We start from the raw sequence: 15,997 nt of genomic DNA, 5'->3' as shown, positions 1-15,997 counted from the left end.
GCGGGGTCGAGAGGCGTTACGGATTGTTCATGCACATAGCCGTGTTGATGCTCGCCGTGATGACCATTGCGTCCCCCGCTTGGGCGGGCGCGACGAAACCGGTCAAGCTTGTCGTTCTCGGCGATTCCTTGAGCGCCGGTCTTGGCCTCCCGGCCCAGGAGGCGTTCCCGCAAAAGCTTAAAAAATCCTTGCAGATCAAGGGCATAGAGGTCGACATGACCAACGCCGGGGTGTCCGGCGACACCACCTCCGGCGGCCGCGACCGGCTCGACTGGTCGGTGCCCGACGGAACCGATGGCGTCATCGTCGAGCTCGGCGCCAACGACGCGCTGCGCGGCATCGATCCCGATGTGACGCGCGCCGCGTTGACCGAGATCATCCAGCGCCTGAAGGCGCGCAAGATCGCGGTGATGCTGTGCGGCATGCTGGCGCCGCCGAATTACGGCGCGGACTATGCGGCGCGCTTCAATTCGATTTATCCGGATCTGGCGAAACGATTCGATGTGCCGCTCTATCCGTTCTTCCTCGATGGCGTTGCGGCCGACGCCAAGCTCAATCAGGCCGACGGCATTCATCCGACTGCGGCCGGCGTCGACATCATCGTCGGCAGGATCATGCCCATGGTGGAGGCATTCATTGGCACGATCGCTGAGCAGCGGCGTTGAAAGCGGGCAGTCCCAACCCGAACTCCCAGGGATTTACGGGGGTGAGGCGGGCGAAGCTTCGCAGAGTCACACAACTGCGATAGGAATCAGGGTACCGGTGATTCGTCGCCGGCTCTAATTTGGATATGGTCCTCAGCTCGAGGGCTGTACCCAAGCATCGGGAGTGCGAAACGATGCCGCGTTTGTTCACGGGTCTGGAAATTCCGGCCGAGATCGGCCAGTCGCTTTCCAACTTGAGGGGTGGCCTCCCCGGCGCCCGCTGGATCGATCCCGAAAATTATCACGTCACCTTGCGCTTCATCGGCGACATCGACGGCGCTTCCGCCAACGAGATCGCCTCGATGCTGTTTCGCGTCGACCGCAAGCCATTCGAGGTGAAGGTGCAGGGCCTCACCAGCTTCGGCGGCCGCAAGCCGCGCGCGGTGGTCGCGACCATCGTGCCGAGCAAGCCGCTGATGGAATTGCAGGCCGAGCTCGAACGCATGATGCAGCGGATCGGCCTCGACCCGGAGGGACGCAAGTTCATTCCGCACGTCACGCTGGCCCGGCTGCACGACGCCTCCGACCGCGACGTCGCCGACTATCTCTCGCTGCGCGGCTACTTCCCAAGCAAGGCGTTCATGGCCGAACGCTTCGTGCTGTTCTCCTCGCGCGCCTCCACGGGCGGCGGCCCGTATGTGGTCGAGGACGCCTACGAACTGTGTGAGTAGCGCAGCTTCCGTGCCCCGGCCGCAGAGGCGGGGCCCAGCGCTCCGCGATGAATGAATTTTGGCTATGGACGAAATAGGGGGCCGTCTCTGCGCAGCAGCGCAAGAGCGCTGCAGCGCGTCCGGGACTCAGAACGCATAGCGCCCCGCACCAATTGACGGCTTGCAATTTCCGTCCGTCTCTGGCGGTAAAGGGCCATGCTCTCCACCCCCAGTTCCCCATTCCGCGAGGCATACCAGGCCGAGATCGCCTCTGGCGCGATCGAGCCCGATGCCGCGCAGGCCGAGGTCGCCGAGGCCTATGCGGCGCTCGACCAGCGGCTCGCCACTTACAAGCCGCTGCGCAAGCAGGGCCTGCTCAGCCGCCTGTTCGGCAGCGGCGACAAGGATGATGCCCCGCGCGGGCTCTACATCCATGGCGAGGTCGGCCGCGGCAAGACCATGCTGATGGATCTGTTCTTCCAGCACTGCTCGGTCGAGCACAAGCGCCGCGCGCATTTCCACGAATTCATGGCGGACGTGCACGAGCGCATCTACGACTATCGCCAGAGCATCGCGCGCGGCGAGATCGCCGATGGCGACGTCATCGCGCTGACCGCAAATGCGATCTTTGAGGAGAGCTGGCTGCTCTGCTTCGACGAATTCCACGTCACCGACATCGCCGACGCGATGATCCTGGGCCGCCTGTTCGCGAAATTGTTCGATCTCGGCACCGTCGTGGTTGCGACCTCCAACGTCGCGCCCGACGATCTCTACAAGGGTGGCTTGAACCGCTCGCTGTTCCTGCCCTTCATCAAGCAGATCACCGATCACATGGACGTCGCGCGGCTCGATGCCCGCACCGACTTCCGGTTGGAGAAACTGCAGGGCGTGCCGATGTGGCTGACACCGGCGGATGGCGATGCGGACGCCGCGCTCGACCGTGCCTGGAAGCGGATGTCAGGTGGGGCACAATGCAGGCCGCGCGACATTTCGATCAAGGGCCGCATCCTGCACGTGCCGTGCTCGGCCCACGGCGTGGCGCGGTTCTCCTTCGCCGATCTCTGCGAGAAGCCGCTGGGTGCATCCGATTACCTCAGGCTGGCGCACGAGTATCACACCATCCTGGTCGACCATATTCCAGTCATGGACTTCTCCCAGCGCAACGCCGCCAAGCGGTTCATCACGCTGATCGATACGCTCTATGACAACGCCGTGAAGCTGATGGCTTCGGCCGACGCCAATCCGATCTCGCTCTACCTCGCCACCGAGGGCAATGAGGCCATGGAGTTCAAGCGGACCGCCTCGCGCCTGATCGAGATGAGCTCGGAATCCTATCTGGCGCTGCCTCACGGCCGCAAGGATTCCACCGCCAGCGGCTCGACCAAAGGTCTGGTGGAGACTTAAGTCCTATTTCGCTAGCGCTGTCATTCCGGGACGCGCGAAGCGCGAACCCGGAATCCATCGGGCCACAAGCTCTGTCGCCCGATGCATTCCGGGCCTGCGCCTATCGGCGCATCCCGGAACGAGGGGGCTGCGTGCCCGAGACGTCGGCAAGCCCGACAATTGGGCATTGGGCGACTTGAACGGGGAAGGCGAAAGGGATAACCACCCGTCTCAGTTTTCCCCTCCTTACGTGTCTAAAGGACAGGTTCACATGGCGCGCGACAAGATTGCTTTGATTGGCTCCGGTCAGATCGGCGGAACGCTGGCTCACCTCATCGGCCTGAAAGAACTGGGCGACGTCGTGATGTTCGACATCGCCGAGGGCGTGCCGCAGGGCAAGGCGCTCGACATCGCGCAGTCCTCGCCGGTCGACGGCTTCGACGCGCACTACACCGGCGCGAACTCCTACGAGGCGCTCGACAACGCCAAGGTCTGCATCGTCACCGCCGGCGTGCCGCGCAAGCCCGGCATGAGTCGCGACGACCTCCTCTCCATCAACCTCAAGGTCATGGAGCAGGTGGGTGCCGGCATCAAGAAGTACGCTCCGGACGCGTTCGTCATCTGCATCACCAACCCGCTCGACGCGATGGTCTGGGCGCTGCAGAAGGCCTCGGGCCTGCCGCACAAGAAGGTCGTCGGCATGGCCGGCGTGCTGGACTCGGCGCGCTTCCGCTATTTCCTGGCCGACGAGTTCAACGTCTCGGTCGAGGACGTCACCGCCTTCGTGCTCGGCGGCCATGGCGACACCATGGTGCCGCTGGTGAAGTACTCCACCGTCGCCGGCATTCCGCTGCCCGACCTCGTCAAGATGGGCTGGACCTCGCAGGCGCGCCTCGACGAGATCGTCGACCGCACCCGCAACGGCGGCGCCGAGATCGTCAATTTGCTCAAGACCGGCTCGGCCTTCTACGCCCCGGCCGCGTCGGCGATCGCGATGGCCGAGAGCTATCTGAAGGACAAGAAGCGCGTGCTGCCCTGCGCCGCCTATCTCAATGGCGAATACAGCGTGAAGGACATGTATGTCGGCGTGCCCGTCGTGATCGGCTCCAAGGGCGTCGAGCGCGTGGTTGAGATCGACCTCGCCGGCAAGGACCGCGAGGCCTTCGACAAGTCGGTCGGTGCCGTGCAGGGCCTGGTCGACGCCTGCAAGAAGATCGCCCCCGACCTTCTCGGCCGCTAAGGCGCAAGCAGATACCCCGCCGAAGATCGAAATCCGGTCTTCGGCGGTTTCACTTCCGGACCCCGGCTGCAACCCTTGTTGAAGGCTGGGCGGGGCTCCGGTTCGCAGTCCAGAGATCTTGAAGGCAAAGAATCCGGGTTGCAGTTCCTGTGGTATATGGTATGCCAGCCACAAGACTGAGGTGGGCCCATGGGGTCACCGCCCGCGGGTTCAGGGAGCGACCATATGAATATCCATGAATATCAGGCCAAAGCGCTGCTGAACGAGTTCGGCGTGCCGATCTCCAAGGGCGTGCCGGTCCTCAAAGCCGCCGACGCAGAAGCTGCGGCCAAGGCGCTGCCCGGCCCGGTCTGGGTGGTGAAGAGCCAGATCCACGCCGGCGGGCGCGGCAAGGGCAAGTTCAAGGAAGCCTCGGCCGGCGACAAGGGCGGTGTCCGCATCGCCAAATCGGCCGCCGAGGTCGCCGAATTCGCCAAGCAGATGCTGGGCGCAACCCTGGTGACGGTGCAGACCGGCCCGGCCGGCAAGCAGGTCAACCGCCTCTACATCGAGGACGGCTCCGACATCGACAAGGAGTTCTATCTCTCGATCCTGGTCGACCGCGAGACCTCGCGCGTCTCCTTCGTCGTCTCGACCGAAGGCGGCGTCAACATCGAGGACGTCGCGCACAACACGCCCGAGAAGATCGTGACCTTCTCAGTCGATCCCGCCACCGGAATCATGGGCCATCACGGCCGCACGGTTGCGAAGGCGCTCAAGCTCTCCGGTGATCTCGCCAAGCAGGCCGAGAAGCTCACGGCGCAGCTCTATGCCGCCTTCGTCGCCAAGGACATGTCGATGCTGGAGATCAACCCGCTGGTCGTGACCAAGCAGGGCCAGCTCCGCGTGCTCGACGCCAAGGTGTCGTTCGACGACAACGCGCTGTTCCGTCATCCTGAGGTGCTCGCGCTGCGCGACGAGACCGAGGAAGACGCCAAAGAAATCGAGGCGTCCAAGTACGACCTCAACTACGTCGCGCTCGACGGCAACATCGGCTGCATGGTCAACGGCGCCGGTCTTGCCATGGCGACGATGGACATCATCAAGCTCTACGGCATGGCGCCGGCGAACTTCCTCGACGTCGGCGGCAGCGCCAGCAAGGAGAAGGTCGCGGCCGCATTCAAGATCATCACCGCCGATCCGAACGTGAAGGGCATCCTGGTCAACATCTTCGGCGGCATCATGAAGTGCGACGTGATCGCCGAGGGCGTCACGGCCGCGGTGCGCGAGGTCGGTCTCAGCGTGCCGCTGGTGGTCCGTCTCGAAGGCACCAATGTCGAGCTCGGCAAGAAGATCATCCGCGAATCCGGCCTCAACGTGGTGCCGGCCGACAATCTCGACGACGCCGCGCAGAAGATCGTGAAGGCCGTCAAGGGAGGCTAAGGCCATGGCCCAGGACCATCTCGCCGCATCATCTCCGCTCCCCGAGCATGCGCGTCTCGCCGCGTTCGCCGGCGAATGGACTGGCGAAGAGGTGGTCTTTCCGTCGCGCTGGACGGAGGGCGGACCGGCGACCTCTCACGTCGTCGCGCGCATGGACCTCAACGGATTCTATCTGATCCAGGACGGTGTCCAGATGCGCGAGGGCAAGCAGGTCTTCGCCACCCACGGCATCTTCACCTACGATCGCGACGACCGGACCTACAAACTGTTCTGGTACGATTCGCTCGGCTACACGCCGCCCTCGCCCGCCTCCGGCGGATGGGTCGGCAAGACCCTGACGCTGGTGCGCGGCTCGCTTCGCGGCAATGCGCGCCACGTCTACGAGATCATCGACGACAATTCCTATTCGTTGAAGATCCAGTTCTCGCCGGACGCGGAAGGCTGGTCCGACGTCCTCACCGGCGTCTACCGCCGCATCCACTGACCCTCTCACTCGTTAGTTCGCGAAAGCAGACCTCATGTCCATCCTGATCGACAAGAACACCAAGGTCATCTGCCAGGGCTTCACCGGCAAGAACGGCACCTTCCATTCCGAGGCCGCGATCGCCTACGGCACCAAGATGGTCGGTGGCACCTCGCCGGGCAAAGGCGGCTCGACGCATCTGGGCCTGCCGGTGTTCGACACCGTGCGCGAGGCGCGTGAGAAGACCGGCGCCGACGCGTCGGTGATCTACGTCCCGCCGCCGGGCGCGGCGGACGCGATCTGCGAAGCCATCGACGCCGAGATCCCGCTGATCGTCTGCATCACCGAGGGCATTCCTGTTATCGACATGGTGCGCGTGAAGCGCTCGCTGATCGGCTCCAAGTCGCGCCTGATCGGGCCGAACTGCCCGGGCGTCATGACCGCCGGCGAGTGCAAGATCGGCATCATGCCCGCCAATATCTTCAAGACCGGCTCGGTCGGCATCGTCTCCCGCTCGGGCACGCTGACCTATGAGGCCGTGTTCCAGACCTCCCAGGAAGGCCTCGGCCAGACCACCGCGGTCGGCATCGGCGGCGACCCGGTCAAGGGCACCGAGTTCATCGACGTGCTGGAGATGCTGCTCGCCGACCCCAAGACCGAATCGATCATCATGATCGGCGAGATCGGCGGTTCCGCCGAGGAGGACGCCGCCCAGTTCCTCAAGGACGAGGCCAAGCGCGGCCGCAAGAAGCCGATGGTCGGCTTCATCGCGGGCGTCACGGCCCCTCCCGGCCGCCGCATGGGCCATGCCGGCGCGATCATCTCGGGCGGCAAGGGCGACGCCGGTTCCAAGACCGAGGCGATGAAATCGGCAGGGATTACAGTGTCCCCTTCGCCCGCGCGCCTCGGCCATACGCTTGCCGAAAAGTTGAAGGACTAATTCACTTCTTCGTGCTTTTCCGGGCGAAGTTTCGCAGCAAATAGGGTAAAGGGTGCCTGTCGCGTCGAGCCCTGTCGGGGAGCTCGGCGCCAGCGCCGTTTGTTATGCGCGAACCGAAATCGCCAGGAACTCAAGTATGTCTCGCCAGGACGCGAACGCAGCCTTTGCCTTGTCATCCTTTTTGCAGGGCACCAACGCCACCTACATCGACGAAATCTACGCCCGCTACGAGAAGGACCCGACCTCGGTCGACGCCGAGTGGCAGGAGTTCTTCAAGAGCCTCAACGACCAGCCCGCTGACATCAGCAAGAACGCGGAAGGACCGTCCTGGGAGCGCGACAACTGGCCGCTGACCCCGCGGGACGATCTGACCTCCGCGCTCGACGGCAATTGGGCCGAGGTCGAGAAGGCGGTCGGCGCCAAGATCGCCGCCAAGGCCCAGGCCAAGGGCGCCGATATCTCTTCCGCCGATGTCCTCCAGGCCACGCGCGACTCCGTTCGCGCCCTGATGCTGATCCGCTCCTACCGCATGCGCGGCCACTTCCACGCCAAGCTCGACCCGCTCGGCATCGAAGCCCAGCGCAACCGCGAAGAGCTCGACCCGCGCACCTACGGCTTCAGCGAAGCCGATTACGACCGCAAGATCTTCCTCGATCACGTGCTCGGCCTGGAATACGGCACGCTGCGCGATATCGTCGCGATCTGCGAGCGCACCTACTGCCAGACGCTCGGCGTCGAGTTCATGCATATCAGCAATGCCGCGCAGAAGGCCTGGATCCAGGAGCGCATCGAGGGACCCGATAAGGAGATCTCGTTCACGCGCGAAGGCCGCAGAGCCATCCTGATGAAGCTGGTCGAAGCCGAAGGCTTCGAGAAGTTCTGCGACACCAAGTTCACCGGCACCAAGCGTTTCGGCCTCGACGGCGGCGAATCCCTGATCCCCGCGCTGGAGCAGATCATCAAGCGCGGCGGCAATCTCGGCGTGAAGGAGATCGTGCTCGGCATGCCGCATCGCGGCCGCCTCAACGTGCTGACGCAGGTGATGGGCAAGTCGCACCGCGCGCTGTTCCACGAGTTCAAGGGCGGCTCCGCCAACCCGGAAGACGTCGAAGGCTCCGGCGACGTCAAGTATCACCTCGGCGCTTCCTCGGACCGCGAGTTCGACGGCAACCGCATCCACCTGTCGCTGACCGCCAACCCCTCGCATCTCGAGATCGTCGATCCCGTCGTGCTCGGCAAGGTCCGCGCCAAGCAGGACCAGCACGGCGATCCGCCGGACATGCGCATCTCCGTGATGCCGCTCCTGATGCATGGCGACGCCGCGTTCGCCGGCCAGGGCGTGGTCGCCGAGTGCTTCGGCCTGTCCGACCTGAAGGGCTACCGCACCGGCGGCTCCGTGCACTTCATCGTCAACAACCAGATCGGCTTCACCACCTATCCGCGTTACTCGCGCTCCTCGCCCTATCCGTCCGATGTGGCGAAGATGATCGACGCGCCGATCTTCCACGTGAACGGCGACGATCCAGAAGCCGTCGTGTTCGCCGCCAAGGTCGCGACCGAGTTCCGGCAGAAATTCCACAAGCCCGTCGTCATCGACATGTGGTGCTATCGGCGCTACGGCCACAACGAGGGCGATGAGCCGGCGTTCACGCAGCCGGTCATGTACAAGCGGATCGCGGCCCATCCGTCGACGCTGTCGCTCTATGCCAAGCGCCTGATCGCCGAGGGCGTGGTCACCGAGGGCGAGGTCGACAAGCTGAAGGCCGACTGGCGCGCGCGGCTCGATGCCGAGTTCGAGGCCGGCACCTCCTACAAGCCGAACAAGGCCGACTGGCTCGACGGCAAGTGGGCCGGCTTCAAGATCGCCGACCAGGAAGAGGATGCGCGGCGCGGCGTCACCGGCGTCGATATCGCCACGCTGAAGGACATCGGCCGCAAGATCACCAAGGTGCCGGACGGCTTCCGCGTTCACCGCACCATCCAGCGTTTCCTCGATAACCGCTCGAAGGCGATCGACACTGGTACCGGTATCGACTGGGCGACCGGCGAGGCGTTGGCGTTCTGCTCGCTGCTGAACGAAAAACACCACGTCCGCCTGTCTGGACAGGATTCGGAGCGCGGCACCTTCTCGCAGCGCCACTCGGTCCTGATCGACCAGGAGGACGAAAGCCGCTACACGCCGTTCAACCATCTCGGCGGCGAGCAGGGCCATTACGAGGTCATCAACTCGCTGCTGTCGGAAGAGGCCGTGCTCGGCTTCGAATACGGCTACTCGCTCGCCGAGCCGAACACGCTGACGCTGTGGGAGGCCCAGTTCGGCGATTTCGCCAACGGCGCGCAGGTCGTGTTCGACCAGTTCATCTCCTCGGGCGAACGCAAATGGCTGCGCATGTCCGGTCTCGTCTGCCTGCTGCCGCACGGCTATGAAGGCCAGGGGCCGGAGCATTCCTCGGCGCGTCTCGAGCGTTACCTGCAGATGTGCGCGGAAGACAACATGCAGGTGGTCTACCCGACCACGCCGGCGAACTACTTCCACGTGCTGCGCCGGCAGCTGCATCGCGAGATCCGCAAGCCGCTGATCATGATGACGCCGAAGTCGCTGCTGCGCCACAAGCGGGCGGTGTCGCGTCTCGAGGAGCTCGCGAAGGGCACGACCTTCCACCGCATCCTTTACGATGACGCCCAGATGCTGCCGAACGAAGCGGTCAAGCTCGTTCCGGACGAGAAGATCCGCCGCATCGTGCTGTGCTCCGGCAAGGTCTATTACGACCTCTACGAGGAGCGCGAGAGGCGCGGCATCGATGACATCTATCTGATGCGCGTCGAGCAGCTCTATCCGGTGCCGCTGAAGGCGCTGGTGGCCGAGCTGTCGCGCTTCAAGAAGGCCGAAGTGGTGTGGTGCCAGGAAGAGCCGCGCAACATGGGCGCCTGGCACTTCATCGAGCCCTATCTGGAATGGGTGCTGAACCAGGTGAACGGTGCGAGCCGGCGTCCGCGTTATGTCGGCCGCGCCGCTTCCGCCGCGACCGCCACGGGTCTGATGTCCAAGCATCAGGCGCAGCTGAAGGCGTTCCTGGACGAAGCACTGAGCTGAGAAGTTCTTTAGGACTCTGTCATGCCCCGCCCAGTGCGCAATTGCGCACGGGGGCGGGGCATCCAGTACGACGCGGCTTTCGTTCTGATCACGAAGGTCACGGCGTACTGGATTGCCCGCCTTCGCGGGCAATGACGTATGAAATTCATGACCGCTACTGGCGATCCCTTAAGGAAGAGACCATGACTGAAATTCGTGTGCCGACGCTCGGCGAATCCGTCACCGAGGCCACCATCGGCCGCTGGTTCAAGAAGGCCGGCGACCCCGTCGCCGTCGACGAGCCCTTGGTGGAGCTCGAGACCGACAAGGTCACCATCGAAGTCCCGGCGCCCTCCGCGGGCACGCTGAGCGAGATCATCGCCGCCGATGGCGCGACCGTTGCTGTGGGCGCGCTACTTGGTCAGATCACCGACGGTGCCGGCGCCGCCAAGCCCGCCGCCGCGCCGGCCAAGGCTGCTGCTCCTGCTGCTGCCGTTGCTCCCGCGCCGGCTCCCGCTGCCGCCGCCAAGGCGCCGCCGGCCGATGCCCCGCTCGCGCCTTCGGTGCGAAAACTGTCGGCCGAGACCGGCATCGACGCCTCCACCGTTCCGGGCTCCGGCAAGGACGGTCGCGTCACCAAGGGCGACATGCTGGCTGCGATCGAGCGCGCCGCGTCGGCGCCGACCCCGGTCAACCAGCCCGCCGCCGCCGTGCAGGTCCGCGCGCCGTCGCCGGCCGATGACGCCGCCCGCGAAGAGCGCGTCAAGATGACCCGCCTGCGCCAGACCATCGCGCGCCGCCTCAAGGACGTGCAGAACACCGCGGCCATGCTCACGACCTTCAACGAGGTCGACATGACCAACGTCATGGCGCTGCGCGCCCACTACAAGGACGCGTTCGAGAAGAAGCATGGCGCCAAGCTCGGCTTCATGGGCTTCTTCACCAAGGCCGTCGTGCAGGCGCTGAAGGACATCCCGGCCGTCAACGCCGAGATCGACGGCAGCGATTTGATCTACAAGAACTATTACCACATCGGCGTCGCCGTCGGCACCGACAAGGGCCTCGTCGTGCCCGTGGTGCGCGACTGCGACCACAAGTCGATCTCCGACATCGAGAAGAGCATCGCCGATTTCGGCCGCCGCGCCCGTGACGGCCAGCTCAAGATCGACGAGATGCAGGGCGGCACCTTCACGATCACCAATGGCGGCATCTACGGCTCGCTGATGTCGACGCCGATCCTGAACGCGCCGCAGTCCGGTATCCTCGGCATGCACAAGATCCAGGAGCGGCCGATGGTCGTCGGCGGCAAGATCGAGGTCCGCCCGATGATGTATCTGGCGTTGTCCTACGATCACCGCGTCATCGACGGCAAGGAAGCCGTCACCTTCCTGGTCCGGGTCAAGGAGAGCCTGGAAGATCCGGCGCGCCTGGTGCTCGATCTCTGATCCGCAATGCTCTGCGAGCGCCGTCGCGACCGACGCGACGGCGCATGTCGAACCATGGAGGCGCGCGTGACGGATAAAGTCGTTGTCATCACCGGCGGCAGCCGCGGCATCGGGCGGGCGACCGCGCTTGCGGCGGCCGCGCGCGGCTATCGCGTCGTGGTCGCTTATGCCAGCAACAAGGCGGCCGCCGATGAGGTGGTCGCGCAGATCGAAGCCAAGAACGGCAAGGCCATCGCGGTGAAATGCGACGTCGCCGAGGAAGGCGACATCCTCAACCTGTTCAGGGAAGCCGACAAGTTCGGCACGCTCGGCGCGCTGGTCAACAATGGCGGCATCGTCGGCAAGAGCGGCGTGCGGGTCGACGAGATGTCGGCCGAGCGCATCCAGCGCGTCATGGCGGTCAACGTCACCGGCTCCATCCTCTGCGCGCGCGAGGCGGTGAAACGGATGTCGACCAAGCATGGCGGCAAGGGCGGCGTCATCGTCAATCTGTCGTCGGTCGCCGCCAAGCTCGGCTCGCCGAATACTTATGTCGACTATGCCGCCTCCAAGGGCGCGATCGATTCCTTCACCATCGGCCTCGGCTATGAGGTTGCGAACGAGGGCATTCGCGTCGCGGGCATTCGCCCGGGCCTGATCGACACCGAAATCCACGCCGCCGGCGGCGAGCCCGACCGCGCCCATCGTCTGGCCCATCTTGTGCCGATGAAGCGCGTCGGCACCGCCGATGAAATCGCCAACGCGATCGTCTGGCTGCTGTCGGACGAGGCGTCTTACGTCACCTCAGCGATTCTCGATGTGTCCGGCGGACGCTGACGCGCCGCGCGGACGCTGACACATCCTCATCACGCCAACCTTACGGGACCTTCTCATGGCTACCTACGATCTCGTCGTCATCGGCACCGGACCGGGCGGTTATGTCTGCGCGGTGCGCGCGAGCCAGCTCGGCATGAAAGTCGCCGTGGTCGAAAAGAACGCCACGCTCGGCGGCACCTGCCTCAATGTCGGCTGCATGCCCTCGAAGGCGCTGCTGCACGCCTCCGAGATGTTCGAGGAAGCCGGGCATTCCTTCGCCAAGATGGGCGTGAGCGTTCCCGCGCCGAAGCTCGATCTTCCCGCGATGATGAACTTCAAGCAGCAGGGCATCGACGGCAACGTCAAGGGCGTCGAGTTCCTGATGAAGAAGAACAAGGTCGACGTGCTCAAGGGCACCGGCAAGATCTTGGGCACCGGCAAGGTCGAGGTCTCCGCCGACGGCAAGTCGCAGGTGGTCGAGACCAAGAACATCGTGATCGCCACCGGCTCCGACATCGCGCGCCTCAAGGGCATCGAGATCGACGAGAAGCGCATCGTCTCCTCGACCGGCGCGCTGTCGCTGGAGAAGGTGCCAGGCAGATTGCTGGTCATTGGCGCCGGCGTGATCGGGCTCGAACTCGGCTCCGTGTGGCGCCGGCTCGGATCCGAGGTCATGGTGGTCGAATTCCTCGATCGCATCCTGCCCGGCATGGATGGCGAGGTCGCACGGCAATTCCAGCGAATCCTTGAGAAGCAGGGATTTGCATTCAAGCTGGGCTCCAAGGTCACCGGCGTCGAAGCGAACAGCAAGGCACTGCTCGCGAAAATCGAGCCGGCTGCCGGCGGTGCCGCCGAGACCATCGAGGCCGACGTCGTTCTGGTCTGCATCGGCCGCGTGCCCTACACTGATGGGCTCGGCCTGAAGGAAGCCGGCGTCGCGCTCGATGCGCGCGGCCGCGTCCAGATCGATCCGCATTTCGCCACCAGCCTCAAGGGCGTCTATGCCATCGGCGACGTCGTCGCAGGCCCGATGCTCGCGCACAAGGCCGAGGACGAAGGCGTTGCGGTCGCCGAGATCATCGCGGGGCAAGCGGGCCACGTGAACTACGATGTGATCCCGGGCGTCGTGTATACCACGCCGGAAGTGTCCTCCGTCGGCAAGACCGAGGAGGAATTGAAGCAGGCAGGCACAGCCTATACCGTCGGGAAGTTTCCCTTTACCGCCAACGGCCGCTCCAAGGTCAACCAGACCACCGACGGCTTCGTGAAGATTCTCGCAGATGCGAAGACCGATCGCGTGCTCGGCGTGCACATTATCGGCATTGAGGCCGGCGAAATGATCCATGAAGCCTGCGTTCTCATGGAGTTTGGTGGCAGCGCAGAAGATCTCGCGCGCACCTGCCATGCCCATCCGACCCGCTCGGAGGCGGTCAAGGAAGCCGCGCTTGCAGTCGGCAAGCGGGCCATCCATATGTAGCGACGCGCCCAGCACCGAAACGGGCGGGAACATATGCTGCGCCGCCTCCTTCAACCGGTCTGGGTCCTGCTTGCGATCGTCTTCCTGATCGAAGCCTGGCTGTGGGACCATCTCGAGCCGATCGTCGCTCGGGTCGTCGCAGCCATCCCGCTCGCGCGGTTCAAGCAATGGCTGACGGAGCGCGTCGATGCGCTGTCGCCGGCCATGACGCTGATCGTGTTCGCGGTCCCCATCATCCCGCTGTTTCCGCTCAAGCTGGTCGGCCTGTGGCTGCTGGCGCACGAATACTGGACCAGCGCAGTGTTCACGATCGTTTTCGCGAAGATGGTTGGCGTCGGAGTCACGGCCTTCGTGTTCGACGTGACGCGCGACAAGCTTTTGGAGATGCACTGGTTCGAGCGGATCTATGATCTGGTGCTGAAGGTGCGCGCCAGGGCCGCTGAGCTGGTCGACCCGATCAAGCGCCGCATCCGTCAGCTGATCGCCGGCGATGGCGAGGGCTGGTCTTCCCGCACGCTGCGCCTGATCCAGCGTTTTCGCAAGAGCGTGCACCAGGCGCGCTAGCTCTCTGTCACATATTCGCTGTTCGCCACATACTCGCTGTCATCGCCCGGCGCGATCCAGTATTCCAGAGACAGAGAGAGAGAGATGAGAACCGAGAAGCCGCAGCGTACTGGATGCCCCGGTCAAGCCGGGGCATGACACTGTCTGTTTGGCGTCAAACCGCACGCCACACACCCATCAATGCAAATGCAACAGATGCGGCCACCACAGGCCGAGCGCGGTCATGATCAGGCCGGCGAGCGTCAGCACGCCGCTGACATAGGCGAGCGCGAACATGCCGGTGATGATGGTCGCCGATGCCAGCACGATGCCGATCTGGAAGGCCGCCGACGCCAGCTCGAAGTGATGGTACTTCGCGGTCGCCTCGTCGCGCTCGTGCTCGGCATGCTTGGCCTTCTCGGCGAGCTGCTCGGTGCCTTCGCCGGTCTCGGGCTCGGAGCGGTAGCGCTGCGCGGTCTTGGTCCAGTCCTCGACCTGTTTCTGTACCGACGCCTTCAGCGCGTCATCGCCGGTGCCGGCGAGCGTCAGCTTGCCCTGCTCGGCCGCGGTCTGCACGACGGTGCGGCGGATGCTCTTGGCCTGGAAGAATGCCCAGAGATTGGCGGCCTCGACGTTCTTGCTGATCGATTCGGTCTGGGCGCCCTTGCCGAGCGTCTCCGAGATCGCAAGGAACAGCGCCAGCACGGCGATCAGAAGGGCGATCTTCTTGTTCGAGCCGGACGCGTGCTCGGCGTGCTCGGCATGCTCCATGCTTTCATGTGCGCTCATATGTCCTCCTGTCTGGTTCCGCACGATTGACCCAACCGCGGGTGCCGCGCAAGAGGCATGCGCGGGATGACAGCTTGATGTCAGGTTCACCGCCGCGGATGCGCGCTGGCATAGACTTCCAGCAGCCGCTCGGAATCGATGCCGGTGTAGACCTGCGTGGTCGAGAGCGAGGAGTGGCCGAGCAATTCCTGGATGGCGCGGAGGTCGCCGCCGCGCGACAGCAGATGCGTGGCGAAGGAGTGGCGCAGTGCGTGCGGTGTGGCGCTGTCGGGAAGTCCCAGCGCGCCGCGCAGCCGCTCCATCGCGAGCTGGATGATGCGCGGGCTGAGCGGCCCGCCGCGCGCGCCGACGAAGATCGGCCCTTCCGCGGGCAGCGAATACGGGCACATCGCGACGTACTCCTGCACCAGCTCGAGCACGTTCTGCAGCACCGGCACCATGCGGGTCTTGTTGCCCTTGCCTGTCACGACCAGCACGTCGCCTTCGCCGGGCCGCGGCACCTCGCGGCGCTTCAGGCCGAGCGCTTCGGAGATGCGCAGGCCCGAGCCATAGAGCAGCGCCATCACGGCGGCATCGCGCGCGAGAATCCAGCTCTCGCGTTCCTCGCCGGCGCGCTCGTCGGCGTCGGCAAGACGCTTTGCCGATGCCATCGGCAGTGGCTTCGGCAGGCTTTTTGCGACTTTTGGCGCGCGGATGGCCGACAATGCGCCGACCTTGCCTTTGCCCTCGCGCTCCAGAAAACGTCCAAACGAACGCAGCCCCGCGAGCGCGCGCATCAGGCTCCGGCCGGCAATGTCGTCCGCCCGGCGCATCGCCATGAAGGCGCGGATATCGGTGGCTTCGAGCGCCGCGAACCGTTCGAGCGTGACCCGCTCGCCCCAATGGGCACAGAGGAAATCCAGGCACTGCCGCAAGTCGCGGCCATAGGCCTCCAGCGTCTTCGGCGACAGTCGCCGCTCGGCGCCGAGATGCGACAGCCAGCGCGCCATCTCCTGCGTGATCGAGGGATCGGCGCTGGCGAGCTCGATGTGTGGGGCGGCCGCTTTGCTCATGCGCTCTGGACGTGGTGATTC

Annotated in this window: 14 protein-coding genes; 12 read left to right on the top strand and 2 right to left on the bottom strand. The window is 64.8% G+C overall.

The genetic code is table 11. The features are described 5' to 3' along the window. Window positions 1-29: 29 nt before the first annotated feature. From P6U28_RS31145 to P6U28_RS31090, 12 genes are all read left to right on the top strand, one after another. Window positions 30-665, top strand: a complete 636-nt coding sequence (locus P6U28_RS31145) for an arylesterase (RefSeq protein ID WP_164937258.1) — start codon at window positions 30-32, stop codon at window positions 663-665. A 173-nt stretch (window positions 666-838) separates the two neighbouring features. Continuing rightward, window positions 839-1,375 (top strand): RNA 2',3'-cyclic phosphodiesterase, encoded by a 537-nt coding sequence (gene thpR, locus P6U28_RS31140; protein ID WP_122400402.1) that lies wholly within the window; start codon window positions 839-841, stop codon window positions 1,373-1,375. Window positions 1,376-1,570: 195 nt separating this feature from the next. Beyond that, window positions 1,571-2,758 carry a cell division protein ZapE gene (gene zapE, locus P6U28_RS31135; protein ID WP_122400403.1) on the top strand — a complete coding sequence of 396 codons (1,188 nt, stop codon included), beginning with the start codon at window positions 1,571-1,573 and terminating at the stop codon, window positions 2,756-2,758. Between the two features lie 250 nt (window positions 2,759-3,008). Further along, window positions 3,009-3,977: a malate dehydrogenase gene (gene mdh / locus P6U28_RS31130; RefSeq protein WP_129146184.1), complete on the top strand. Its 969-nt coding sequence runs from the start codon at window positions 3,009-3,011 to the stop codon at window positions 3,975-3,977. 225 nt (window positions 3,978-4,202) lie between these two features. Then, window positions 4,203-5,399 carry an ADP-forming succinate--CoA ligase subunit beta gene (gene sucC, locus P6U28_RS31125; protein WP_122400405.1) on the top strand — a complete coding sequence of 399 codons (1,197 nt, stop codon included), beginning with the start codon at window positions 4,203-4,205 and terminating at the stop codon, window positions 5,397-5,399. A 4-nt stretch (window positions 5,400-5,403) separates the two neighbouring features. Further along, window positions 5,404-5,883 (top strand): DUF1579 domain-containing protein, encoded by a 480-nt coding sequence (locus P6U28_RS31120; RefSeq protein WP_122400406.1) that lies wholly within the window; start codon window positions 5,404-5,406, stop codon window positions 5,881-5,883. 34 nt (window positions 5,884-5,917) lie between these two features. Then, window positions 5,918-6,802, top strand: a complete 885-nt coding sequence (gene sucD, locus P6U28_RS31115) for a succinate--CoA ligase subunit alpha (RefSeq protein WP_407120426.1) — start codon at window positions 5,918-5,920, stop codon at window positions 6,800-6,802. A 136-nt stretch (window positions 6,803-6,938) separates the two neighbouring features. Then, window positions 6,939-9,896, top strand: coding sequence for a 2-oxoglutarate dehydrogenase E1 component (locus P6U28_RS31110; protein WP_129146186.1), 2,958 nt, complete (start codon window positions 6,939-6,941; stop codon window positions 9,894-9,896). 182 nt (window positions 9,897-10,078) lie between these two features. Further along, window positions 10,079-11,320 (top strand): 2-oxoglutarate dehydrogenase complex dihydrolipoyllysine-residue succinyltransferase, encoded by a 1,242-nt coding sequence (gene odhB, locus P6U28_RS31105; RefSeq protein ID WP_129146187.1) that lies wholly within the window; start codon window positions 10,079-10,081, stop codon window positions 11,318-11,320. Window positions 11,321-11,374: 54 nt separating this feature from the next. Continuing rightward, window positions 11,375-12,136 (top strand): SDR family oxidoreductase, encoded by a 762-nt coding sequence (locus P6U28_RS31100; RefSeq protein ID WP_129146188.1) that lies wholly within the window; start codon window positions 11,375-11,377, stop codon window positions 12,134-12,136. Window positions 12,137-12,191: 55 nt separating this feature from the next. After that, on the top strand, window positions 12,192-13,592 hold the full coding sequence (gene lpdA / locus P6U28_RS31095) for a dihydrolipoyl dehydrogenase (RefSeq protein WP_129146189.1): 1,401 nt from the start codon (window positions 12,192-12,194) through the stop codon (window positions 13,590-13,592). Window positions 13,593-13,625: 33 nt separating this feature from the next. Beyond that, window positions 13,626-14,156, top strand: a complete 531-nt coding sequence (locus tag P6U28_RS31090) for a hypothetical protein (protein WP_122400411.1) — start codon at window positions 13,626-13,628, stop codon at window positions 14,154-14,156. Between the two features lie 177 nt (window positions 14,157-14,333). On the opposite strand, the gene P6U28_RS31085 is transcribed toward P6U28_RS31090, so the two are convergent. Continuing rightward, window positions 14,334-14,924: a DUF4337 domain-containing protein gene (locus tag P6U28_RS31085; RefSeq protein ID WP_122400412.1), complete on the bottom strand. Its 591-nt coding sequence runs from the start codon at window positions 14,922-14,924 to the stop codon at window positions 14,334-14,336. An 86-nt stretch (window positions 14,925-15,010) separates the two neighbouring features. After that, window positions 15,011-15,976 carry a tyrosine recombinase XerC gene (locus P6U28_RS31080; RefSeq protein WP_129146190.1) on the bottom strand — a complete coding sequence of 322 codons (966 nt, stop codon included), beginning with the start codon at window positions 15,974-15,976 and terminating at the stop codon, window positions 15,011-15,013. Between the last annotated feature and the right edge of the window lie 21 nt (window positions 15,977-15,997).

Origin of the sequence: Bradyrhizobium sp. STM 3561, from assembly GCF_045571455.1 — a bacterium.
In the GTDB taxonomy this organism is placed as follows: Bacteria; Pseudomonadota; Alphaproteobacteria; order Rhizobiales; family Xanthobacteraceae; genus Bradyrhizobium; species Bradyrhizobium vignae.
Note: the sequence above shows the minus strand (reverse complement) of the source record. Positions and strands in the feature narration are given on the sequence as shown.

Excerpts from the sequence above, each read along its gene's own strand:
- P6U28_RS31145 (WP_164937258.1), top strand. The coding sequence starts at position 30 with ATGCACATAGCCGTGTTGATGCTCGCCGTGATGACCATTGCGTCCCCC.
- thpR (WP_122400402.1), top strand. The coding sequence starts at position 839 with ATGCCGCGTTTGTTCACGGGTCTGGAAATTCCGGCCGAGATCGGCCAG.
- zapE (WP_122400403.1), top strand. The coding sequence starts at position 1,571 with ATGCTCTCCACCCCCAGTTCCCCATTCCGCGAGGCATACCAGGCCGAG.
- mdh (WP_129146184.1), top strand. The coding sequence starts at position 3,009 with ATGGCGCGCGACAAGATTGCTTTGATTGGCTCCGGTCAGATCGGCGGA.
- sucC (WP_122400405.1), top strand. The coding sequence starts at position 4,203 with ATGAATATCCATGAATATCAGGCCAAAGCGCTGCTGAACGAGTTCGGC.
- P6U28_RS31120 (WP_122400406.1), top strand. The coding sequence starts at position 5,404 with ATGGCCCAGGACCATCTCGCCGCATCATCTCCGCTCCCCGAGCATGCG.
- sucD (WP_407120426.1), top strand. The coding sequence starts at position 5,918 with ATGTCCATCCTGATCGACAAGAACACCAAGGTCATCTGCCAGGGCTTC.
- P6U28_RS31110 (WP_129146186.1), top strand. The coding sequence starts at position 6,939 with ATGTCTCGCCAGGACGCGAACGCAGCCTTTGCCTTGTCATCCTTTTTG.
- odhB (WP_129146187.1), top strand. The coding sequence starts at position 10,079 with ATGACTGAAATTCGTGTGCCGACGCTCGGCGAATCCGTCACCGAGGCC.
- P6U28_RS31100 (WP_129146188.1), top strand. The coding sequence starts at position 11,375 with ATGGAGGCGCGCGTGACGGATAAAGTCGTTGTCATCACCGGCGGCAGC.
- lpdA (WP_129146189.1), top strand. The coding sequence starts at position 12,192 with ATGGCTACCTACGATCTCGTCGTCATCGGCACCGGACCGGGCGGTTAT.
- P6U28_RS31090 (WP_122400411.1), top strand. The coding sequence starts at position 13,626 with ATGCTGCGCCGCCTCCTTCAACCGGTCTGGGTCCTGCTTGCGATCGTC.
- P6U28_RS31085 (WP_122400412.1), bottom strand. The coding sequence starts at position 14,924 with ATGAGCGCACATGAAAGCATGGAGCATGCCGAGCACGCCGAGCACGCG.
- P6U28_RS31080 (WP_129146190.1), bottom strand. The coding sequence starts at position 15,976 with ATGAGCAAAGCGGCCGCCCCACACATCGAGCTCGCCAGCGCCGATCCC.